This window comes from Enterococcus sp. 4G2_DIV0659, from assembly GCF_002140715.2.
Classification (GTDB): Bacteria; Bacillota; Bacilli; order Lactobacillales; family Enterococcaceae; genus Enterococcus_L; species Enterococcus_L mansonii.
This window is the reverse complement of record NZ_NGLE02000001.1, coordinates 2,892,526-2,915,271: the sequence shown is the minus strand read 5'-3', so window position 1 is coordinate 2,915,271 and position 22,746 is coordinate 2,892,526. Positions and strand designations below refer to the sequence as shown.

The window sequence follows — 22,746 nt, the reverse complement described above, 5'->3', positions numbered from 1 at the left end:
TCACTTCTCCTGTTCTCTTTTTTGTTCTTGTTGCTTATCTGTTAGCCGCTGATAATAATTGTTTTTTGATTTTCCTCTGCCATGAGAGAACCAATGCTGCGCTTCTTGAATTTCTTCACGGATTGTAGACATCTCTTCATCTAATTGATAGGCAGCTTCGGCAGCCCTTTGCAACCGTTCTTTCATTTCTTCTGGAAATACACCTTGATATTTATAATTTAAAGAGTGCTCGATCGTTGCCCAAAAATTCATTGCTAATGTACGGATTTGAATTTCAGCTAAAATCTTTTTTTCTCCAGTAATCAATTGAACTGGATATTCAATTACTAAATGATAAGAACGATAACCACTTTCTTTTTTGTTCGTAATATAATCTCGTTCTTGAATAATATGTAGATCTTTTCTGTTACGTATGATATCAACTACTTGACGAATGTCCTCTACAAATTGGCACATAATCCTAAGTCCTGCAATATCTTGCATCTCTTCTTCTAAGCGTTCAACAGGAATATGACGTAATGCAGCTTTAGTCAATATACTATCAACAGGTTTTACACGTCCTGTTACAAACTCAATAGGTGTATGTTTATTTTGTTCTCGAAACTGCTTACGGATACCGCGCAGCTTAACTTTCATTTCTCCAACAGCCTGTTCATACGGTGCCAGAAAAAGCTCCCACTCTTTCTCCATCCTTATCCCTCTATTTCTTTGAATTTGATTCACAGCTTATTTTACCATAGAGACGGAGAAAAAAGGATAATTTGAGAAATTGTATGAATTTTTCCAACAATTGTTTATTTTTTAACTTCTAGTTCACTTTTCTTGACGTAAATAGGTAAAGTGTGTAAAAATTGAATTAAATTGAAGAGAGTGGGTTAAAAAACAGTGAGTGAAAATTTAGAAATCGAATTTAAAACATTACTATCTAAAAAAGAATTTTCACATACTGTGGACTACTTTCAACTAAATGAAAATCATTTCTTCACACAAGTTAATCACTATTTTGATTCAGATGATTTTCAATTAAAGAAAAGAAAAATCGGTTTAAGAGTTCGCATTTTACCAAACAATGCAGAAATCACCTTAAAGATACCTGAAAAAGTTGGATTACTTGAAATTAATGATGCTTTATCTTTTGAAGAAGCACAAACAATTGTTCAGTCGGCTACATTTCCGGATCACGGAAATGTTTACAAAAAGTTACTGACTTTAGGAATCAATAAAGATGATTTACGTTTAATCGGCAGCTTAACAACGAAACGTGCAGAAAAAAAACTTCCCCAAGGTTTACTCGCGCTAGATGAAAGTTGGTACAACGAGCAACATGATTTCGAACTAGAATTAGAAGTGGATGACGCAGCTGTAGGCAGAAAAAATTTTCTTTCTCTGCTAAATACTTTGAATCTCAAAGAATGCCCGTCACCAAATAAAATCCAACGAATGATGTTAAGCTCAAAAAAGAAAAATTAAGAAGTTATAATGGTAAATCATATCATTTCATTTTTCCTAGATTTTCTGATAAATTAGGAACACTTAGTTGAGAAATGGTATCTAGTCGCAAAAAGGGTCAAATTGGAGGAAGTATGAATGATTGAAATCTATCTGTTCGTTAATCCTTTAGGGGGCATTTGTCTCAACGTAGAAAAGGATATTTTAAAATTAGTAGAAACTGAAAATAAAAAAATTCAATTTCGCTTTATTCCATTGGTTAACATGAAAACAATTAACCACTTAATAAAATTATTTAATATACCGTCTCATGATATTGAGCAACGTAACCAATTATTTGAAGACGTATATTCAGCTGCATTAGATTATAAAGCAGCTCAGTTACAAGGAAAGAAAAAAGGGAGACACTTATTACTCGGTTTACAACAAGCCGTAGCTATAGATAACATCCCTTACTCTTTAGAACTATCTGAAAAATTAGTGGTTGAAGCTGGCGGCGATTTAGATATGTTCAAAGCTGATCGCCAATCAGAATTCGTGAAAGAATCATTCCAAACAGATCAACAAATAGCTCGTGAAATGGGGATTGTGAAACACCCTTCAGCGGTAGTATACAACTATACTTGTGATCGTGATTTTGGTGTCTTAGTTGAAGACTGCGAATCAATGGATGAAATCAAGAAACTATGTGAAACATCTGAAGAAAATATGCACTACTTTCATGAGAATTTTGAGTTGAATCATTATAATGACCCTCATGTTCCACGCGGTCATTTACATCTACTTTAATTTCAAAAAAACGATAAATCCCGCTTTCAAACTGAGAAAAGCGGGATTTGTCGTTTTTTATTGTTCCAAAGTTTCTACTAGTTTCTCTAATTCTTTTAATCTTGTTTCAAAAACAGTCATGGCATCTTTGATATACTGAGGTTTTGTCATGTCCACTCCTGCTTTGTTCATCACCTCTATAGGGTAATCACTACTTCCTGATTTCAAGTAAGTCAAATAATTATCCAATGCATTTGGCTCATTCGCTAAAATTTTACCTGCTAAAGCAGATGCAGCAGAGAAACCAGTCGCATATTGATAGACATAATAATTATAATAAAAATGAGGGATTCGCGACCACTCTAATGAAATTTCAGGATCCTTCGTAACCTCTGAACCATAATATTTCTGATTCAAATCCCCATAATAATTGCTCAAATATTCGCTTGTTAAAGGCGTACCTTTGGCATCTTCCGTATGGATAAAATGCTCAAACTCAGCAAATTGTGTTTGTCTAAAGATGGTTCCTTTGAAACCATCTAAATAATGATTCAACACATATGCACGAATTCTAGGATCTGTTTCAGTCTCCAACAGATATTCAGTCAAAAGATTTTCATTGGTCGTTGAAGCAATCTCCGCTAGAAAAATTGAATAATCGCCATAAACATAAGGTTGATTCGTGCGAGTAAAGTAACTGTGAACACTGTGACCCATTTCATGAACCAATGTATAGAGTTGGTCTAAACTGTCATGCCAGTTCATTAAAATGTATGGAGCTGTATCATATGCTCCTGATGAATAGGCACCACTGCGTTTACCTTGGTTCTCGATTACATCTATCCAACGATCACTAAAAGCAGTTTTGACGATGTTTAAATAATCAGTCCCCAACGGTTTCAAAGCATCCATTGCTTTTTCTTTTGCTTCCTCATAAGAATACTTAATTGAAGCCTCCCCTAGAATCGGTGTATACATATCATACATATGCAATTCGTCCAAATTCAATAAACGTTTACGCAACGATACATAACGATGAAGTAAAGGTAAGTTTTGATTCACTACGTCTATTAACGTATCATAAACACTTTCTGGTATATGATTGCCGCTTAAAGCCGCTTCTCTTGCAGAAGAATACTTCCGAACTTTAGCTTTATAATTATGGGCCTTAACATGTGAACTCAATGTTTGAGCAAAGGTATTTTTAAATTGCTCATAAACACTATATAGAGCTTTAAACGCTTCTTCACGAACTTTTCTATCCGTATTTTCCATTAATTGTCCATAAACACCATGTGTAAGCTGGATACTTTCTCCATTTTCATTTTCAATAACTGGGAATTTAAGATCTGCGTTATTTAAAATAGAAAATGTATTGCTAGATGCTTCAAAAATCTCTCCTGCTCCGGCCAGTAATGCTTCTTGATCAGCAGATAAAATATGCGGACGATCACTCAATATATTTTCTATAAAATGACGATAGATCTCTAATTCAGAATTATCAGCAAAATATCCCCAGATTAAGTCATCATTTAAAGATAATACTTCTGGTTCAAACCATGAAACAGCTTCACTCGCTTGAGCTAATAGAGAGCTAGCTCTAGCATATAATGCCTGATAGGTTGTATTGGTGGTATCTTGATCGTTTTTTAAATGAGCGTAAACGTAAATCACTTCAATTTGACGGTAGACATCCAATAACAGTTCAATACTGCTTAAAAATGCTTCGCTACCGTTTTTTAATGTCCCTTGGTATTGCTCAACTTCGTTTAACTTCTCTTCCAAAGCTTTATATGCATCATCAAATGCTTGGTCATCTCTAAAAATCTTCGTCAAGTCCCATGTCTTCTCTACTGGTAGTGTTGATCGTTCTGGTAATTGTTTTGTTTGACTCATTGCGCCTGCTCCTTTTAAATTATTCTTACTATAAATTCATCTTATCACATTTTTTATCGGAGTAGCACTGATTAAACACTTATTTTCCATTCTTTTGAGCCATTGATAAAGTTCAGATGGGTTTTGAGTGTCTCTTTTTGCCTCTATTTTCCATCCGTCTGAATTTTTTACCAAATGGCCACAGGCAATCAAATGATTGAGTAGCTGATTGACACAGTACTTTTTAATCTCCCTTTTAGAAACGTTAGGCATTTCATATAATAGTTCCTCTGATTGTTCGATCTCCCTTTTCAGCATATCACTCAGCTTTTTCTTCTCAATAACATTCTGATCTAAACAGGCTACCAATCTCCAAATTTTGATTTTCAATAAAATATCTGATCCTCTACAACAAAACAGATGCACCCCTGGAAAATAAAACCAGCTTGGCAACGTAAGAAGATGAAAATGATTGTTATATAATACTGATTGAACAACCCGAATTTTCTCATCTTTTTTATTCAATTTTTTATTTAATTCAGCATAATAGCCGTGTAGCAATTCTCCAATATTAAATATTCTTTGATGATGAATTGTTGATTGGTTTGGGAAACATAATATCTGTAAAAAAGAACTTGTATAAAAGCGCCAGCTTTTTCTGGAAAAATATACTCTCTTTTTCCAATCTTCTTCGATATGAAAATACACTATTATTTCTTCTGTTTCCCAATCTGCTGCCCAAAGATAAAATCCTATATTATCGGAATAATTGCATAAATTTTTTGTTACTTCTCCTAAATATTGATGATTAGAGAACAATTTTTTCCCACAAATCCAAATAGGAATATAGCCATATCTTTGATAAGAATGCGTTCTTTCTACCAATCGTTGAACACTTAACGGACTACATTGAATTTCTATGGCCAGATTTCCTATCAATAAATCTGGTCTCTGATTCACTTCAGGCAAATATTTTTCTAGTTCACAGGTAATGGATTCTTTTTCACACCAATCGGCAAGTGCTTTTTTCAATGTCAAATGTTCGATCGTCTCTCCTTCATTACTGATACAGCAGTTACTATTATTATAATGAGAAAAATGAGGAAGATTTACTTTACCATTTTTTATGCGAACAGGTTCTTTACATGCCGGACAAAAAAATTCTTCTTTTTTTAGTTGTTCGATTTTATCTCTAGAAAAATTTAACAACGTTACAACTTGGTTTTCTTTTGAATAAGCATTCAACATTCGTTTCACCTCATTATTAAGGTACGCAGTTTAAACTTCTATTCATCAAAAAAGCAGAAATAAAACGATCATCGTTTCATCTCTGCTTTTCAGATATGCTTATATCTTATTCAAAATAGTATCTTGTTAGTTCCAACGCATTTCTTTCCATAATGCATGTGCCGTATTCATTCAGCAATTCAGGAGTAACAGCAGATAAATTAGCAAATTCTAACAATTGGGCTAATTCATTTTCAATGCCATTTTTGCCAAGTTCATCTAATAAGAATACAACCTGTAAATAATAGGTTCCTTTAAATATATACAAATTTGCTATAACAGATTGTAAAAACACTTGATTTGCCAATTGGACCATTGTGTCAAAGTCGTTAAGTTCAAAAACTAGATTTTTTACTGTATTATCAGAGAATTCCTGCGTTTCATCAGCAAAGTCTTCTTCTATTTGTTTACGAATTATATTAGAAACTTCTTCTGAATTTAAATCATTAAACCCTTCAAAATTAGATACTTCATCAATTGATGCATTCTTACTAATAAACAGTTCTAATCCATCACTTTTCGGCAGAACTTGAAAGGTAACAGCTTCACTACCTTGAAATTCATCTTCCACATCAACTTCTTCTAAAATACTGTAGAAAAAATTTTCTACTTCTTTGTGATTACCAAGTAAATCTAAAAAAGTAATTCCTCTATCCGCTAGATCTTCATTGCCAATCAACACACGTATGGTATTTTCATTGATATGTTCCATTTCCATGTCGCTACACCTCACTTTTGCTAATCAGGAAACTTATTCTTACGTACATTGTAGCGGAATCACGCCAAATGTAAAGGAAAAAGTAAGATTATTTATAAATAACCTGCTCTCTTAGTATTTTCCTTAAAAATTATATCTCCTAATATGTACTTGATTTCAAAATAAACCGAAATCAAAAAAATTTATATGTCAAAATCAACAGAAAAAGAAAACCTTTGCCACAGGGACAAAGGTTCTACTTTACATTTTATAAACCTGCCATCAATTGCGCTTGACGTAATTCTAACTGCCTAACTCCTCTTGGCAAGAAACGTCGAATTTCATCTTCATTAAAACCAACCTGTAATCTTTTTTCATCAATCATTATTGGTCGACGCAACAATCCAGGATTCTCTTTAACTAACTCTAGCAAGTCTTGCAACGGAAGCTCATCCAAATCCATATTCAGTTTTTGGAAAACTTTAGAACGCGTTGAGATAATCTCTTCTGTTCCATCTTCTGTCATTCGCAAAATTGCTTTCAATTCTGAAATATTCAATGGTTCTGAAAAAATATTTCTTTCTTTGAATGGAATCTCGTGTTCTTGTAACCACGCACGAGCCTTACGGCAAGACGTACAACTTGGGGAAGTATAAAGTGTCAACATGTGCATCACTCCTTTTTGTGACTCTCATCACATTTTTGAAACAGGAAAGCTTATTGTTTTCCTATTTAATGTAAGTATACCCAATTTCTAATTAAAATACTAGCTCTTTTTTCAAAAAAAAACATAGTTTTTCGTTATTTTACAAGTTTTTTTTTAATATCCAAATATAATTAGACATTTTTCTGCATAAAGCATCGACGTTCTTAAAACACTACAATTAGTACAGTTTCTTAAAAAAAGCGAACTGTACTAGTCCAAAAAAAATGACATTTTAGTTTTTTTTCTCGTAATCCTGTTTTTTTTCTTTTTTAGCTGTATAATGGTATCAATGACTTTTATTAATTGATTAAGGTGGTTACTTTATGGAAACTATTTTTTCTGGTATACAGCCAAGCGGAATACCAACTATTGGTAATTATATTGGTGCAATGAAACAATTTATCGAGCTTCAAAATCACTACAATTGTTATTTTTGCATCGTGGACGAACATGCAATCACTGTCCCACAAGATCCAGCAAAACTTAGGAAACAGACGCGCGGTTTAGCTGCGCTGTATCTAGCTGTCGGTCTTGATCCTAAAAAAGCGACAATTTTCATTCAATCTGAAGTCTCTGCTCATGCTGAAGCTGCTTGGATTATCCAATGTAATACAACGATTGGTGAATTAGAGCGAATGACTCAATTCAAAGATAAATCACAAAAAAATGGACGCACAGGTGTTAGTGCTGGTCTTTTGACTTATCCGCCATTGATGGTCGGAGACATTATCTTATATAATGCGAATCTTGTTCCTGTTGGCGATGATCAAAAACAACATTTAGAATTGACACGTGACTTTGTTGAGCGCTTTAATAAACGTTATGCACAAAAAAATCAAGAAATTCTAGTCCTGCCTGAAGTTAAAATCGCTGAACAAGGCGGACGTGTGATGAGTTTGCAAGATCCAACAAGCAAAATGAGCAAATCAGATTCTAACGCTAAAGGGTTTATCTCTATGTTAGACGAACCAAATGTGATTCGCAAAAAAATTAAATCAGCTGTCACTGACTCAACAGGAATTATTGAATACGATCCAGTGAATAAACCTGGTATTTCTAATTTACTAAGTATCTTTTCAGCCTCTACAGGTCGTTCAATTGACGATCTAGTCGCTGCATACGATGGTAAAGGGTATGGTGATTTTAAATCTGATTTAGCCGAAGCTGTCGTAGATTTACTGACTCCTATTCAAGAACGTTACTATGAATTACTAGAATCTAGTGAATTAGATGATATTCTTGATACAGGTGCTGAACAAGCACGCTTAGTCGCTAATAAAACCTTACAACGTATGAAAAATGCGATTGGATTAGGAAGAAAACCTCGTAGATAGCAGGAATAGAATAAAAATAGAGAGAAGACACATCCGCGGATACGTTTTCTCTCTATTTTTAGGTTTATTGTTTTAAAGTGTGATTGGTACAAAACTTTTTGCATTGTAATAACTTCACCGAAAATCTGAATAAACGTTGTGGTGTGAAAAAGTCAATGTCTATCTTATTGTCTAAACTGTGCGTCATGCAATCGGCGATAATGTCCACCTCTTGCAAGCAATTCTTCATGCGTTCCTTCTTCCAAAATTCCTTTATCACTGACAACAATGATCCGAGTTGCATGCTTGATTGTTGCCAAGCGATGAGCAATAATCAAAGTCGTTCTCCCTTTCGATAAAGAATTTAAAGATTCTTGAATCACTTGTTCTGTTTCTGTATCCAAGGCAGATGTCGCTTCGTCTAAAATCAAAATCGGCGGATTTTTTAGAAACATTCGAGCAATAGCCACTCTTTGTTTTTGACCACCAGAAAGTTTCACGCCTCGTTCTCCAATAAGTGTATCTAAGCCATCAGACATTTGGTCAACAACTTTTTCTAAATGAGCTAGTTGAACCGCTTTTTGAATTTCTTCTTCTGTTGCCTCTAATTTTCCATAAGCAATGTTTTCACGAATTGTCCCTGGAAATAAAAATACATCTTGCTGAACGATACCAATCTGATTTCTCAAAGAAGCCAGTGTCATATCTTGAATATTGATACCATCAATCGTAATCTTTCCTTCTGTCACTTCATAAAATCGCGGCAATAAATTACACAATGTTGTTTTTCCTGAACCACTTTGCCCGACAAAAGCCACAGTCTCACCTGGAACGATTTTTAAATCAATATGGTTTAAGACTTTTGTTGAATCAGCATAAGAAAATGACACGTCATTGTATACAATATCACCATGTAAATAATCGACAGCTACAGCATTCGCTCTATCTTGTATCGTTGGTTTTTTGTCAATTTCCTCGGTAAATCTCTTAAATCCAGCAATTCCTTTCGGATAACTTTCAATCATATTGTTCACTTTTTCGATAGGGCGGACAAAAACATTCGACAATAAAATAAAACCAACAAATTGACCATCTGTGATTTCACCTTTAATCGTATAATACGCACCAAAAATCAATGTAAACAAGCTAATTAAGCGAATCAAAAAATAATTATAGGATGCGCTGATTCCCATTACTTTATAAAAAGTAATTTTTGATTGGCGATACGCTTGATTCAAGCCTTCAAAACGTTGCCGTTCAAACGGTTCATTGGCAAATGATTGTGTCACACGAATCCCACTTACAGAAGCTTCAACTCCTGCATTAAAATCGCCAAGATTATCATAAATTTTAGTATTCACTTTTGTCATCTTTTTATTGAAAAAAACTAAGGCTACAGTAATAAATGGTAAAAGTATAAATGTTGCCAATGCTAGTTGAACATGAATTCTAAGCATCAAATAAAATGAGCCGACTAACGTCATTATAGTAATGAAAACATCTTCTGGTCCATGATGAGCCACTTCTGATATCTCAAATAAATCGGTTGTCAAACGACTCATCAATTTCCCTGTTTTTTGGTTATCATAATATTCAAACGGCTGTGTTTGTAAATGCCCATACAGTTCACGTCGCATATCTGTTTCAATATTTACACCTAATTTATGACCGAAAAATACAACGATATATTGCAAAAAAGTATTAAGTATATAAAATAAAAGCAGACCAATACAAGCTAAGGCTATCAGGCGAAAATTGCCTTTTGGCATAATTTTATCGATTACTTGATTAACGACTACGGGAAATGATAATTCTAGTAAACCTGCTATAACTGCACAGCCAAAATCTAAAATAAATAAACGCTTATATGGATGATAATAACTAAAAAAACGTTTTAACATAACCTACCTCCTTCTTTTTGGCATTACTACTATTATACGCAAAGAAAGAGTGAGATGCAAAGGTTGAAAATTTATGCTTAGCTGAACTCAAAAAAACATTATATTTCCATTTTTTATTAATAATAGGGCTTTCAATGACATTAAAATAACAAATAATTGATTTTCATATTGAAAAATTGTTGTTTTGACTATATTATAAATAAGGTCATCAATTTAAGGTCTAGTTAGAATTTAGGTCCATAAGGAGTGTTTAAGTGAAAGTCACAAAAATAGTTATTGGTATCCTCAGTATTATCTTATCATTATTCATACTATTTCAATCTTGTGTAGCAGGAATATCAGATAACAATCAAAACAACAGTGAAGGCTTCGGTAGCACAGGTATACTTTTAGCTATTTGTATACTGACGGCAGGAATTATTGCGATTGCAACTAGAGATTCTTCTGATAATGGTGGGTTTGTTGCCGCAGGATTTTATGTTGCAGGGGGAATCATAGGGTTTTTACTTGCTGGCATCAATGAAAATATATATGTCTGGTCAATGTTATCAATCATATTTGGCACAATTTGCGCCATTGGAGATACAAAAAAAGACAATATTACGGACTTATTTTGATCGAATCTCTAAATAATTAAAATTAGTTTTATTGTTTTTCAGACATTTTGAACGCTCTAATTACTGGTATATCAATAACTTGAAAAATTTGAAACGATTTGATAAATTATAACTATACATGTACATCACAAAAAACACCGATAAACAGCTTATGTCTTGGGGAAGATAGGCTTGATCGGTGTTTCTGTTTTTATTATACTAAACGTAGAATTTTTTTCCACTTCAAAAATTTACTATCGTTAGTACTTTTTTGAAGGTAAATTCAAAAAGCATTATTTTTTACTAAATCAACAGAATAAATTGACCTTAGTAAAAATTCAAAATTTCTATGTATAAAGACTTATTTCAATAGATATATCAACAATCGCAACAACTTTGTGTAAAAAATAATAATCCTTATGGACAAAATATGAATTGAATGATATTATAAATATGTTACAAATTATAATTCAAGGAGGATTATTTTATTATGAAAAAGAAATTTGGTTTACTTATGGCTTTGTCGTTTGGTTTTTTGGCACTATCAGGAGTAAGTGCATCTGCTGAAGAGAGTAATTTAGCTAATCCAGCTCCATCATTTCAACCATATTTTACCGGCTCGTCTATTTACAAAGATATTAAACCTTTCGAAACAGTAGAATTTGCCATTCCAAAATTACCAGTGATTTCAGGTTACCACGTGAATGTCAAATTTTATGCAAAACCAACATCCAATAGCTCAGAAAACTTTTTAGTTGAACAAATATCTCCAGATGGTAAATGTGTTATTGCAAACGAAGTTGTCTCTGGCTATAACAGTAATTTGTTTTACAAATCAACTGCAGGCGCTGGTTTCTTTGGTACAAACTTCCGAATTGCTCGAATCACTAATTTATCACTTGAACCACTAAATTATTCTATTCATTACAATTATAAATTGTCCACCGATCCCAACGATTTTTCTGGTCTTTAGAACATTAACTGTTTTTAATTGACTATCATAAAAGAATAAAGAGGCCAATACAAAAGTCTTTAGCTCCAGCTTATTTCCGAAGGAGCTGCTTTTTTATCGCCGTTTATTCAGATTAGAGAGCGAAGCAAAACTGATTTTTAGTTTTGTCCCGCTCTCTAAATTTTTACCCCTTCAGTTTTTTTCATCCAACAATCATCCCATAAAAGTGCGCCTTCCTTTCTAATCATTTTCTTTCTGTTATTTTGTGAAAAAGTTCGCTACAATAGAAAAGAACTTTGAAATTTTCTGAAAATAATTAAGGGGTGCAATTTTTTAAATGAAAACCATTGTTTTTGATGTGGATGATACTATTTATGATCAGCAACAGCCTTTTAGAAATGCCATTAATACCGTCTTTCCTTGTGTGAAAGCTGAAGATATGCATGCATTGTATATTCGATTTCGTCATCATAGTGATGAGACCTTTCCAAAAGTAATGTCTAACGAATGGACGCTAGAATATATGCGTTTTTATCGGATTGATGAGTCGTTAAAAAATTTAAGTTATCCAACTGTTTCACAAGAAGATGGCTTATTATTCCAAAAAATATATGAAGATGAATTGGATAATATTGTCATGCACGAAGAAGTAAAAAAAGTCTTTGATTTCTTAAAAGAAAAGAAGATTCCAATGGGGATTATTACAAATGGTCCTACCGATCATCAATATAAAAAAGTGAAGCAACTCCGTTTAGAAGATTGGGTCCCTAGTGATAATATCATTATTTCTCAAAGTACAGGTTTCCAAAAACCAGAACGAGAAATTTTTGATCTTGCTGCAAAAGAATTTGGAATGGAAGCTGAACATACTTTGTATGTCGGTGATAGTTTTGAAAATGACATTATTGGTGCAAAAAATGGTGGCTGGAAATCATTGTGGTTCAATCATCGTTTAAGAACAATGCCAGCAAACGAGCAACCTACTCATATTCAAGAAGTAACTTCATTTGATGACTTACTTTCAACCATTAAAGCGATATTTTAATAGTTGATCAATTCATTGCTTTTGCTGCCACTATTTATTCGTATTTAAAGAGGTTGAGATAAAAGTCGATTAGGTTCGAGCAATTGGAGTAAAAATCGAACAATACGCTTCTTGTATTGCTCGATTTTTGCGAAATTGCCGAAGAACCTGACTTTTGTCCACCGTTTATTAGGAATTAGAGTGTGAAACAAAACTGATTTTTAGTTTTGTCACGCACTCTTTTTTCTACTATTCACCAATACTTAATATCGTACGGATATCTTCTTCTGTCATTTTTGCTAACTGTTCTTCATTGCCTTGAATCACTTTTTGGAAAAGTTCACGTTTTTCTTGTTGCAAAGAGTTCATTTTCTCCTCGACGGTTCCTTCGGCAATCATTCGCCAAACTTCAACGACATTTTTTTGTCCAATTCTATGAGCTCGTCCAGCTGCCTGTTCTTCCACTGCTGGATTCCACCAAAGATCGTAAAGAATCACGGTATCGGCACCTGTTAAGTTCAACCCTGTTCCACCAGCCTTTAACGAGATCAAGAAAACATCTTTCTCGCCTGCATTAAACGCCTCTGCCATTTCCATCCGCTCTTTTGGTTTCGTACTCCCTCTTAAATAAAACGTGGTTACACCTAAAGCATGTAATTCTTCTTCAATGATCGACAACATACTTGTAAACTGAGAAAACAATAAGACACGTCGATTATTTTCTTTCGCTGCAACTAATAAGTCTTTGACTTGCTCCAATTTTCCTGAACCACCAGTGTAGTCATCAATAAACAGACTAGGATCACAGCAAATCTGACGCAGACGAGTCAATCCAGCTAAAATACTTAGTCGATTTTTCTTAAACGAATCTTGATCCATTTGGCTGACGTTTTCTTGCATTTGTTTCAAATAGGCCAAGTAAACGGTTTTTTGTTCTTCTGTCAGCACACTATACAGGTTACTTTCAATTTTTTCAGGCAAATCTTTCAAAACAGTCTTTTTATCACGTCGTAAAATAAACGGTTGAATTATTTTTGCCACCTCTTCAGGTTTCATTGCTCTAAATAATGTTCTTGTCGGGAATAATCCAGGTAAAATCATTTGAAAAATCGACCATAATTCATCTAAATTATTCTCAATCGGAGTTCCACTTAGAGCAAAACGCTGCGGAATCGTTAAACTTTTTAGCGCTTGTGCTGTTTTGGTTCCACTGTTTTTAACCATTTGTGCTTCATCTAAAATTAAGTAACCAATATTCAACGCTTGATACATCTCAATATCTTGTCTAAGACTAGCATAAGATGTAATCAGAACATCCAAGCCTTGCTGACTAGCTAATTGTTCCCGTTCTGCTTTGTTACCTGCAACAACTTCTGCTTGTAAATCTGGCGCAAATTTTTTAATTTCCGCAGCCCAGTTATAAATTAGACTAGCTGGAGCTACAATCAACGCACATCCTTTTTGCTGCCCCTCTTCTTTTTCCGACAACAAGTAAGTAATCGTCTGCAACGTTTTTCCTAGACCCATTTCATCTGCTAAAATACCACCAAATTGATAATAACTGAGCATTTTCAACCATTTATAACCTTCAATTTGATAGCTTCTGAGTGTTGCTTGAATCGTTTTAGGTACAGATGCTTCAAATTTTTCTGGATGAGTCAAATTCGTAACCATCTTCTTAAAAGAATCTGAAAAATGAGCTCTGCTATTATGTTCTAGCATATTTTCAATCATTAACCCTTGATTTCTCGGTACTTTGATTGTTCCTTGAACATTTTTCATATTTTTTCTAAGCATCGTCAAAACTTCACTTGTTTGTTGAAATTCTTCTGAATCCAGTGATAAAACTTCACCTGATTCTAAAGTATAAAACTGGTCTTTTCTCAATAAACTTGCTAAAACAGCATCAATTTCTTGTTCCGCAATTCCAGTAATATCAAAACGAACATCCAACCAAGAATCAGAATCTGAAACTTCAATTAATGGTTGATGGTGTTGGGCATCTAAAAATAGTTCCCGTAATTTTTTCCCCATCCGAACATCACCTAGTCGACGAAATGTTGGAATTTCCGCTTTAAAAAAATAATACAATCGCTCACCAGCAGGTAAGCTTTTTTCAAACCCAGAAACCTCTTGTTTGTAACCAAATTTAGCTAATTGATCCAAAATTTCTTGTTCTTTTTTACCATCTCGAACAACTTCTTGATCAGCACCAGACTCGATTGTATACTTTTTATCTGTCGAAAATACAACATCCCCATAAGTAAAGTCGATACGAAGTTTAATCATTCCTTTAATTTTTCGGAAAATAAAAATAGGTTCTAATGGACGATAAATGATCTCACTTTCTACCTCTTCGCTAACATTTACTACTCCGATTTTTTTCAACAACGGAATCACTGAACCAAATAAATCAGATAACTCGTGTTTTTCATAAATAATTTCAGGTTGTTCTATTCGTTTTAATAATTGCAGTAATGTGGTGTAAATCGCTTCTTGTTCTTGCGTAAAAATAAATACTTGATCCTGACTAAACCCCCATTGATAGTGAGACAAAAAAGTGGTTATTTGGTCATTTATCACTAATTTGTAACTGCCATCTATCTGCTTGCTAAAATCAAATATAATCGGCATTGAACCTTTGATAAATTTCAAATGACGGTATTTTTTCCCTTCATCATTTAGCTGAAAATGAAGTGTTTTACTCATTTTTTCAAGTAATTGTTGTCCTTGATCAATCGGTAATACAAGGTAGCGTTTATCTATCTTTCCTTTTACTTGAACACCACTTACACCAAGGATTTGACTAGTTTGATAGATTGCCATTAATTGCTCTAGCAATTCTTGGGTTTCAATTGTAAAATTTTCTTTGATCAAATCAAAATAATGTTGTTTGTTAACTAGAAATGTTCCTTCTTTTTGAAATGTTTGAAAAAATTCACCAATATTTTTGATGATATAGGTTTTAGGCTTAACTCCTTGGTAACCCAATCGCAAAGATACTCCTAGAACCGCCAATTCAGGATAGTAGTTATTGGTTTCAATAACATCTACCACATATTCTACCGTAAGCGGAGTAAGCTTATCTTTTTTCTCTAAGTGGTTGAGCTTAGAAAATCCCTTGGTAAACATTTCTGAGACTGATAACGAACGTTTTTCAAAAATTATCGGGGCATCTTCTTTAATGATTCGTGACGTCCCTTTTTGACGTAAAGACAATTCAACGGCCACTGTATGCTTACAAAATCCATGATCCATCCAGTATGGACACTCACAGATATCATTCTCCTTGGGTGTACCGTCTAATTGAACACGATAAAGTTCTTTCCCCAACACTTCGGCATGCCAGACTTTTCTCTCAGCATCTTGAACAATTGATAAAACACGGCCTTCTTTCATATAGTCTCTGCCTCGTTCAACTATTCGTTCTGGAATACTCCACTTCATTCTCTCACCTCCTAGGCCTTTTAAGCCGTTTGATAGGTCACTGTACTTTGACCATTTCCATTTGTCTGTATTTGCAATTGTTGTGGGATTCTTGCTTTTAGTTCACTCACATGGCTGATAATCCCAATCATTCTGCCTTCATTTTCGATTGTTTCTAAAGCCTCCATTGCCATCTCTAACGCTTCTTCGTCCAAAGAACCAAACCCTTCATCTATAAATAATGCTTCGATTAATACGCCTCCTGCTTGTTCTTGAATCACTTCAGCTAGAGATAATGCTAAGGCCAAGGCTGCAATAAAACTCTCACCACCAGACAAAGTATGCGCACTACGACTCGATCCAGCATTGTCATCATAGACATTGATTTCAAGTCCGGTTTGATTTTTATAACTGCCAGAATCTTGATTCAGTTCAAATTGATAACGATGATTGGTTAATAATCCTAGACGCTGATTTGCCACCGTTAGAACTTCTTCTAAATAGGTTTGTAATACATAGCGCTCTAAACTGGTTTTCCTTGGATTATCTCCATTTACTGTCGCTGATAACTGATGTAAAGCAGTCACTTCTTCCCATTTTTCTTCAATTGAAGTGATTAATGCTGTCACTTGTTGGTGAATATTTTCGTTAGCTATTATTTTTTCTCGTACCTGATAATACGTTTCTTCTCTTTGTTGAATTAATGTACTTAATTCTTCAATTTCTGCCAAGATTTGAGTCATCTCAGGTTGTTCTTTATCGGCCAATTTTTGCTCCAGTTCATCTAATTGAAACAGCAACTGATCTTTTTCTTTGTCAAACTGGGATAATTCTGCATGAATTGCCTCTAGTTTTGACACATCTTTAAGCAGGTTTTGTAACGATACCTGATTTAGGTCAAACCCAGATTGGCTTAAAGCGATTGATAATTCTTCATCAAATGTTGCTTTTTCAGCTAAAATATTGGTTTTATCTTTTAAAAGGTGTTCCTCTGTGTTCTTCAATAGCAGTTGGTTTTCTTTCAATTTTATCACGTGCTCTTCTACTTCTTTTTGACTGTTCTCCCATTGAAGGAATTGTTCTTCAAACCGCTGCTTTTTTTCGATGATTATGTTCAATGAAAGACTAGCATCCGTTAGTTGTTCTGACATGGTTTTTATTTGAGTTTGAAGTTCTAATTGGTGTTGCTGTTTTTCAGCCACTATTGTTTCTTGTTCCTCTGTATTCTCTTGCTGTTCTTTGACTTGTTGTGTTAAGATTTCAACGTTCTTTTGAGCAATATTAATTTGTGCAAGACGTTTTTCTAGTTCAATTGCTTCAATATGAAATCCTTCTGTCACTTGTTTGATACCTTCTTCTGTAAGAGGATCTGTTAGAGTAACTAGCTGTTTCTCCTGTAGCTGTTTGGATAATTCATTGACTTTTTTTGTTTGAAGCTGGAATTCTTTTGACAGCTCTTTTATCTCATATTCTGTTTGAGCTACCTGAGTTTGAAGTCTCGCTGTTTGTGCTTCTTGTTTTTGCGCTGCTTCTTCAACTTCATTCAATTTTGTTTCTACCAATTGAATTTCTTCTAATGAAAATTCTTGATGTTCTTTTTGATTTGGATGTTCTAATGCCCCGCACACTGGACAAGGCTCGCCTTCTATTAAGAATAGACTCAAACGACTGATCTGCATCTTTGCCCAAGAACTTTTTTGTGCTTTGACTTGCTGATATATTGTTTCTTTCTCTATTATTGCCTGAGTTAATTCTTTTTTTTGATCGACAAGTTGTTGTTTACGATCTATTTCTTTTTCCGCACATTGTTGTAGTTGCTTCCAGTTTTCTAAAAAAAGGGTCCATTGCTCTTGGCGACGTTCTAGTGCCAAACATTCCTTTTCAATTTTCGGTTGTTGCTCAAGAATAATCATTTCTTTTTGATAGTTTAGTTCCGTCTTCCTTTGTTGTTCCTTTAGTTCTGTTAATTTTTTTAACGCCTCTTCTAACGCTACTTGCTCCACTTGCATTGTATGAGTTATTTTTTCTTTTTCTTCATACAATGGTAACTGAAATTGCAATTGTAAGATGTTTTCTTTAATTTGATTCATTTCAGCCCTTTGCCCAGTATGTTCTTTTTGCTTGCTAACCCACTGTTGTAATAAATGCTGTTGATCAGTTTGTTCTTTTTGATTTATGATTAATTGCTGTTCATATGTTGCTATAGCTTCTGTTTTTTCGAGGGTTTTCTCAATCAACACTTGATGGTTTCTTACCCACTGAAGTTGTTTTTCTTCTGATCGAAGATTTCCAATCATTTCAGCCCTTTGTTCCAAGGCGTCTTTTTGTTTAAACAACAGGCGCTGCTTAGCAAAATCATTGATAACATCTTCCATAGTAAATTTTTCTTGTTCTTTTTCTTGCTTTTGCTTTTTCAGCAATGTCAACTCCAGTTGTTCTGTCTCTTGTTGCTCTTCTAATGATTTTTGCTGGGATTTTACTAGCAATAACTGCTCTTCCACCGAAATTTCTTCAACAAGCGGCGTCTTCCAATATAATTGATCTAATTTTGCTTTGATCAGTCGTTGGGTTTCTTCAATTCCTTGATTGACTATCTTCAATTGTTGCTTTAACTGTTCATTCAACTTTTGATACAACTGTGTCCCAAAAAGATTCCGCAAAACTTTTTCTTTATCATTACTATTGGCAATCAAAAAAGTTCGAAACTCGCCTTGAGGTAAAAGAACGATTTGAGCAAATTGCGTGGCATCTAAATGCAACAATTCTTGTACAAAACTGTCCACTTCCCGACGTTTTGTATATTCTCTTAGTTCTTTCCCTTCATGATCTTTGACGATCAACGAAATTTTTGCCCCTTGGGTTCTCGTTCCATCTCCACGTTTTTTATAAAGTTCTTGTTCTGGTTTTCGTGTAATTTCATAAAGATACTCACCGTGAGAAAATGACAATTGAACTTCTGTGGGTTCAGATGGATCAGCAAAAGTTGAGCGCATCTCTTTACCTTGACGTAACTTCCCTGAACTCTCACCAAAAAGCGCATAGCTCATTCCATCAAAAATTGTCGTCTTTCCCGATCCTGTTTTTCCACTAATCAAAAATAGCGAAGAATCTTCAAAGTTACGAAAATCAATTGTTTCATCAATATAAGGGCCAAAGTTTTTTAATGTTAAGGTTAATGGTTTCAACTTACTTCCCTCTTTCTTCTTGATGAATCGTCTCAAAATTTTCAGCAAGCCAAATTTGCTGTTTTTTGGTTAGTGTTTCTCCAGTCACATCTGAAAAGAAGCGTCCGACTAATTCTGTTGGAACCAATGTTTTGATTTCTTTTTTTGGTTCATGTTTTTGTTTCTGCTGCTCTCTTCCATATAAACGCTCTACGCCAATCACCCTTGGATATACTTGTCTTAGTTGGTTCATCATATTAGGAATCACCGCACGATCCGTCAACTGAATGTGTAAATAAGCCTCTCGATCGATTGATTCGTAGAAGTCAGGTGCAATTAATTCTTTAAATGATCCTTCAATTTGCACAACATCTCTTAAAGGTGTAATTTCTCTAAACTCAAAAGTCGTTTCCTGATGACTCGTCTCCACAATCCAAACGCCTTTTTGCTGATTCATCTCTGACAAAGAAAATTTCAATGGCGAACCGCTGTATCGGGCATTTGGAGCTTGCAATGCATTTTTCCCATGCAAATGACCTAGCGCAACATAATCAAACTCTTCTAATAAAGACAATGGAACAGTATCCAAACCTCCTACCATCAATGTCGTTTCCGAGTCTGTTTTTTCACTGCCGGCTACAAAAAAATGACTAATAAGAACATGAGCCATGTCTGGTTTAAACCTGTTTTTCATTTCTTCGATGACCAATTTCATTCCTTGTTCGATTGTTCGAATCTCTTCATTTGCAAAATACAAACGAGCAGAAATAGGTTCAAAATAAGGTAATAGGAAAAATTGTGTGTCGTTCATTTCAACTGGTTCAAAAGCTTGATCTAAACGAGTATTCAAATGAAAATTTGATTGCACAAACCAGGGTCCCCCAGTCTCTAATCGAGTGCTACTATCGTGATTTCCTGAAATAGCTAATACGGGAAATTTTTCCTGTAAATTCATTTCCACAATCATCCGATTAAAAACTTCGATAGCTTCAACAGAAGGGACAGAGCGATCATAGAGATCTCCTGCCACAACAATTGCATCTACCTTTTCGGTTTTAGCAATCCCTATTATCTGCTGAAAAGCATCTGCTTGTTCTTCTAATAAATCATAGCCATGTAATTTTTTTCCAATATGCCAATCTGCTGTATGTAAAAAACGCATTCTTTCACCGCCTAAAAAAGTCCTTCTTACTATTATACCAAATTTACGGAGAAAGATATTGTATTTTATTTAAGGAAGTATAAATTCATTTATTTCGAAACGTAACAGTTTAACCTCAAAAAAATAAAGCGCCTAAGAAATCACTCATTGAGTCATTTCCTAGACACTTACACTAATTATTCTTTGATTTCATATTTAAAATTCGGATCGATCTCTTTATCCAATGAATCAAAAGAAGCTTGCATTCTACGCTCAATTTCTGCGATACCTTCTTTATTCATCTTCGGAATATCACTGACATCAATTGGTTCACCAAAGCGAACAGTCACTCGGCGACGCTTAAATAAATCTTTAAGTGTTAACGGCCCTTGATAAACTGCTGGAACAATTTTAACTTTCGCCATTTTCGCAATTAACGAAACCCCACCTTTTAATTCAGAGGAATGACGCGTTCCACTTGGAAACATAATTAGACTTAAATCAGTACTTTTCAATGATTTGACTGGTGTTTTGATTGCGCTTGGCCCTGGATTTTCACGATCTACAGGAAAAGCGTTCGCATGTTTTAAAATAAAACTTAAAAAAGGATTTTTGAATAATTCTTTTTTGGCCATAAAGCTAAATTTCTTTGGTGAGCCGCCAACTGCTAAATACAATGGCTCCCACCATGTTCTATGAGGTGCCACCAAAATATAGTTTTCATTTTGAGGAATACGATCTTTCTTTTCATAATGGGCATTGCCGTTGATAATAAATAAAACAACCCGCACAACACCGCGCATAAATGTAAAAAACATGTTTTTCTTCCTTTCTTTCTCACTAGCTATAAGTATGCCGAAAACTCCTTATTTTGACAAGTCTTTTTCACAGGTTTCCTCTAATCTTAATTGTAGTATAATATAAGGATATCTTCTGTTCCATCAAAGAGCTTTATTATATAATTTAAGTAATAAGTAAATGGAGGTACCTAGAATTGATTACATTTAAATCACTTAATCAAACAGAAAATGAAACTAAACTAATCGCACTCCTCTCTGAAAATCAAGAAGAAGAAAAAAAGGTTCCAACAGAAAAAAACACTTCCTTCTCCTTAGCTCTATACGACCACGATCTTTACATCGGTGGCATCACCGCAAATAAATGGATGAATGCTACACATATCTCTTTGTTAGCAATTAATAAAGCTTATCGGGCAAAAGGATATGGTTCTCAATTACTGAAAAAAGCAGAAGCATTTGCAATCGAGTCTGGCTCTAAACTTATCACAATCAATACCCAAGACTATCAAGCAAAAGACTTCTATGAAAAATATGGCTATCAAGTTTTCGGGCACCTTGCGGATACACCTTTTATTGGTACAACAAAATATTATTTAGTAAAACGAATTTAAACTAAAGGAATGAGTAAACATGTTATTACCAGGTGAACGAATTGATCAGTTATTTGCAGATGATATCAAAATTATTCAAAGCAAAGAAGTCTTTTCTTTTTCAATAGATGCTGTTTTATTAGCAAATTTCCCTTCATTTCCAAAACGAGGAACCATCGTAGACCTTTGTGCGGGAAATGGTGCTGTCGGCTTATTTGCCAGCCGCAAGACAAATGCTAAAATTACACAGATTGAACTGCAAGAACGTTTGGCAGATATGGGAAAAAGAAGTATTCAATTAAATCAATTAGGCGAACAAATGGAAATGATCGAATTGGATCTAAAAATGGCGCCAACAGTCATAAAGCCCGATTCTGTCGACTTAGTTTTGTGTAATCCACCTTATTTCAAAGAACTACCAACTAGCCAAAAAAACCCGAATCCCCATTTAGCAATTGCTCGTCATGAAATTCATACAACTTTGTCAGATGTAATAGAAGTGTCCGCAAAGCTTTTAAAAACAAATGGACGCTTAGCAATGGTTCATCGACCTGATCGTTTTTTGGATATCTTGCATGCAATGGACTTATTTAATATTGCACCTAAACGAGTTCGTTTTGTTTATCCAAAAGTTGGAAAAGAGGCAAATACTTTATTGATTGAAGGGATCAAACAAGGGAAAAAAGATGGTTTCCGTGTTTCCCCTCCTTTGTTCACCTATGATGAACACAATAACTACTTACCAGAAATGAAGGCGATGCTGTATGGAAACTGATCATTATTTTTATGTGTTGCACTGTAAAGATGACACTCTTTACGGCGGTTACACTACTGATCCTAAAAGACGACTAAAAGAACACAACAGCGGTACTGGCGCAAAATACACACGTCTTCCCTCACGATTACCTGCTGAAATGATTCATATCGAAAAATTTTCCAGCCGCAGTGAGGCGACTAAAGCGGAATACGCCTTTAAGAAATTGGCTAGAAAACAAAAAATCAACTATTTGAAAAACAAAAATGCACAAAATAACACATCTAACCTCGAAAAATAAGC

19 protein-coding genes are annotated in these 22,746 nt (G+C 34.4%); 9 read left to right on the top strand and 10 right to left on the bottom strand.

Going from position 1 to position 22,746, the window contains the following annotated elements; translation table 11 throughout:
• The gene (yjbM, locus tag A5880_RS13710) at positions 1 to 690 is read right to left on the bottom strand and encodes a GTP diphosphokinase (protein WP_086329575.1); all 690 of its coding nucleotides are present in this window, start codon (positions 688 to 690) and stop codon (positions 1 to 3) included.
• Between the two features lie 195 nt (positions 691 to 885).
• Between yjbM and A5880_RS13705 the strand changes: the two genes are divergently transcribed.
• Together A5880_RS13705 and A5880_RS13700 are read left to right on the top strand one after the other, a co-directional pair.
• On the top strand, positions 886 to 1,470 hold the full coding sequence (locus tag A5880_RS13705; protein ID WP_086329574.1) for a CYTH domain-containing protein: 585 nt from the start codon (positions 886 to 888) through the stop codon (positions 1,468 to 1,470).
• A 117-nt stretch (positions 1,471 to 1,587) separates the two neighbouring features.
• Positions 1,588 to 2,238 (top strand): ClpXP adapter SpxH family protein, encoded by a 651-nt coding sequence (locus tag A5880_RS13700; protein ID WP_086329573.1) that lies wholly within the window; start codon positions 1,588 to 1,590, stop codon positions 2,236 to 2,238.
• Between the two features lie 57 nt (positions 2,239 to 2,295).
• Here A5880_RS13700 and pepF read toward each other — a convergent pair whose 3' ends face one another.
• The 4 genes from pepF to spxA all read right to left on the bottom strand — a co-directional run bounded on the left by pepF (position 2,296) and on the right by spxA (position 6,743).
• Positions 2,296 to 4,113: an oligoendopeptidase F gene (pepF, locus tag A5880_RS13695; RefSeq protein WP_086329572.1), complete on the bottom strand. Its 1,818-nt coding sequence runs from the start codon at positions 4,111 to 4,113 to the stop codon at positions 2,296 to 2,298.
• A gap of 36 nt (positions 4,114 to 4,149) precedes the next feature.
• Positions 4,150 to 5,301 carry a competence protein CoiA gene (locus A5880_RS13690; protein WP_473700992.1) on the bottom strand — a complete coding sequence of 384 codons (1,152 nt, stop codon included), beginning with the start codon at positions 5,299 to 5,301 and terminating at the stop codon, positions 4,150 to 4,152.
• 145 nt (positions 5,302 to 5,446) lie between these two features.
• On the bottom strand, positions 5,447 to 6,097 hold the full coding sequence (locus A5880_RS13685; RefSeq protein WP_086329570.1) for an adaptor protein MecA: 651 nt from the start codon (positions 6,095 to 6,097) through the stop codon (positions 5,447 to 5,449).
• Between the two features lie 247 nt (positions 6,098 to 6,344).
• Positions 6,345 to 6,743 carry a transcriptional regulator SpxA gene (gene spxA, locus A5880_RS13680; RefSeq protein WP_010760718.1) on the bottom strand — a complete coding sequence of 133 codons (399 nt, stop codon included), beginning with the start codon at positions 6,741 to 6,743 and terminating at the stop codon, positions 6,345 to 6,347.
• Between the two features lie 362 nt (positions 6,744 to 7,105).
• Between spxA and trpS the strand changes: the two genes are divergently transcribed.
• Positions 7,106 to 8,116, top strand: coding sequence for a tryptophan--tRNA ligase (trpS, locus tag A5880_RS13675; protein WP_086329569.1), 1,011 nt, complete (start codon positions 7,106 to 7,108; stop codon positions 8,114 to 8,116).
• Positions 8,117 to 8,280: 164 nt separating this feature from the next.
• On the opposite strand, the gene A5880_RS13670 is transcribed toward trpS, so the two are convergent.
• Complete coding sequence (locus tag A5880_RS13670; RefSeq protein WP_086329568.1) at positions 8,281 to 9,996, bottom strand: ABC transporter ATP-binding protein; 1,716 nt, start codon at positions 9,994 to 9,996, stop codon at positions 8,281 to 8,283.
• A gap of 254 nt (positions 9,997 to 10,250) precedes the next feature.
• Between A5880_RS13670 and A5880_RS13665 the strand changes: the two genes are divergently transcribed.
• The 3 genes from A5880_RS13665 (at position 10,251) to A5880_RS13655 (ending at position 12,589) form a co-directional block, all read left to right on the top strand.
• Entirely contained in the window at positions 10,251 to 10,613 is a 363-nt protein-coding gene (locus A5880_RS13665) for a hypothetical protein (RefSeq protein WP_086329567.1), read from the top strand.
• A gap of 469 nt (positions 10,614 to 11,082) precedes the next feature.
• Entirely contained in the window at positions 11,083 to 11,565 is a 483-nt protein-coding gene (locus A5880_RS13660) for a hypothetical protein (RefSeq protein ID WP_086329566.1), read from the top strand.
• A gap of 316 nt (positions 11,566 to 11,881) precedes the next feature.
• Positions 11,882 to 12,589, top strand: coding sequence for an HAD family hydrolase (locus tag A5880_RS13655; RefSeq protein ID WP_086329565.1), 708 nt, complete (start codon positions 11,882 to 11,884; stop codon positions 12,587 to 12,589).
• 228 nt (positions 12,590 to 12,817) lie between these two features.
• On the opposite strand, the gene A5880_RS13650 is transcribed toward A5880_RS13655, so the two are convergent.
• The 4 genes from A5880_RS13650 to A5880_RS13635 form a co-directional block, all read right to left on the bottom strand.
• Positions 12,818 to 16,015: a DEAD/DEAH box helicase gene (locus A5880_RS13650; RefSeq protein WP_086329564.1), complete on the bottom strand. Its 3,198-nt coding sequence runs from the start codon at positions 16,013 to 16,015 to the stop codon at positions 12,818 to 12,820.
• 20 nt (positions 16,016 to 16,035) lie between these two features.
• Positions 16,036 to 19,179, bottom strand: coding sequence for an AAA family ATPase (locus A5880_RS13645; RefSeq protein ID WP_086329563.1), 3,144 nt, complete (start codon positions 19,177 to 19,179; stop codon positions 16,036 to 16,038).
• 1 nt (position 19,180) lies between these two features.
• Positions 19,181 to 20,320 carry an exonuclease SbcCD subunit D gene (locus A5880_RS13640; protein WP_086329562.1) on the bottom strand — a complete coding sequence of 380 codons (1,140 nt, stop codon included), beginning with the start codon at positions 20,318 to 20,320 and terminating at the stop codon, positions 19,181 to 19,183.
• A gap of 176 nt (positions 20,321 to 20,496) precedes the next feature.
• A complete protein-coding gene (locus A5880_RS13635) occupies positions 20,497 to 21,117 on the bottom strand; it encodes a lysophospholipid acyltransferase family protein (RefSeq protein ID WP_086329561.1) in 621 nt (206 codons plus the stop codon).
• Between the two features lie 176 nt (positions 21,118 to 21,293).
• On the opposite strand from A5880_RS13635, the gene A5880_RS13630 reads away from it, so the two are divergent.
• The 3 genes from A5880_RS13630 to A5880_RS13620 are packed head-to-tail and all read left to right on the top strand — an operon-like array spanning position 21,294 to position 22,744.
• Positions 21,294 to 21,710, top strand: coding sequence for a GNAT family N-acetyltransferase (locus A5880_RS13630; protein ID WP_086329560.1), 417 nt, complete (start codon positions 21,294 to 21,296; stop codon positions 21,708 to 21,710).
• A gap of 19 nt (positions 21,711 to 21,729) precedes the next feature.
• A complete protein-coding gene (locus tag A5880_RS13625; RefSeq protein ID WP_086329559.1) occupies positions 21,730 to 22,464 on the top strand; it encodes a tRNA1(Val) (adenine(37)-N6)-methyltransferase in 735 nt (244 codons plus the stop codon).
• A complete protein-coding gene (locus tag A5880_RS13620) occupies positions 22,454 to 22,744 on the top strand; it encodes a GIY-YIG nuclease family protein (protein ID WP_086329558.1) in 291 nt (96 codons plus the stop codon). The genes A5880_RS13625 and A5880_RS13620 overlap by 11 nt, the downstream gene beginning before the upstream one ends.
• Positions 22,745 to 22,746: the final 2 nt, after the last annotated feature.

What these genes read in the sequence shown, in the direction of transcription:
- A5880_RS13670 (WP_086329568.1), bottom strand. Translation starts at nt 9,996, where the DNA reads ATGTTAAAACGTTTTTTTAGTTATTATCATCCATATAAGCGTTTATTT.
- A5880_RS13700 (WP_086329573.1), top strand. Translation starts at nt 1,588, where the DNA reads ATGATTGAAATCTATCTGTTCGTTAATCCTTTAGGGGGCATTTGTCTC.
- A5880_RS13655 (WP_086329565.1), top strand. Translation starts at nt 11,882, where the DNA reads ATGAAAACCATTGTTTTTGATGTGGATGATACTATTTATGATCAGCAA.
- A5880_RS13685 (WP_086329570.1), bottom strand. Translation starts at nt 6,097, where the DNA reads ATGGAAATGGAACATATCAATGAAAATACCATACGTGTGTTGATTGGC.
- A5880_RS13660 (WP_086329566.1), top strand. Translation starts at nt 11,083, where the DNA reads ATGAAAAAGAAATTTGGTTTACTTATGGCTTTGTCGTTTGGTTTTTTG.
- A5880_RS13635 (WP_086329561.1), bottom strand. Translation starts at nt 21,117, where the DNA reads ATGTTTTTTACATTTATGCGCGGTGTTGTGCGGGTTGTTTTATTTATT.
- A5880_RS13650 (WP_086329564.1), bottom strand. Translation starts at nt 16,015, where the DNA reads ATGAAGTGGAGTATTCCAGAACGAATAGTTGAACGAGGCAGAGACTAT.
- yjbM (WP_086329575.1), bottom strand. Translation starts at nt 690, where the DNA reads ATGGAGAAAGAGTGGGAGCTTTTTCTGGCACCGTATGAACAGGCTGTT.
- A5880_RS13640 (WP_086329562.1), bottom strand. Translation starts at nt 20,320, where the DNA reads ATGCGTTTTTTACATACAGCAGATTGGCATATTGGAAAAAAATTACAT.
- trpS (WP_086329569.1), top strand. Translation starts at nt 7,106, where the DNA reads ATGGAAACTATTTTTTCTGGTATACAGCCAAGCGGAATACCAACTATT.
- A5880_RS13620 (WP_086329558.1), top strand. Translation starts at nt 22,454, where the DNA reads ATGGAAACTGATCATTATTTTTATGTGTTGCACTGTAAAGATGACACT.
- pepF (WP_086329572.1), bottom strand. Translation starts at nt 4,113, where the DNA reads ATGAGTCAAACAAAACAATTACCAGAACGATCAACACTACCAGTAGAG.
- spxA (WP_010760718.1), bottom strand. Translation starts at nt 6,743, where the DNA reads ATGTTGACACTTTATACTTCCCCAAGTTGTACGTCTTGCCGTAAGGCT.
- A5880_RS13625 (WP_086329559.1), top strand. Translation starts at nt 21,730, where the DNA reads ATGTTATTACCAGGTGAACGAATTGATCAGTTATTTGCAGATGATATC.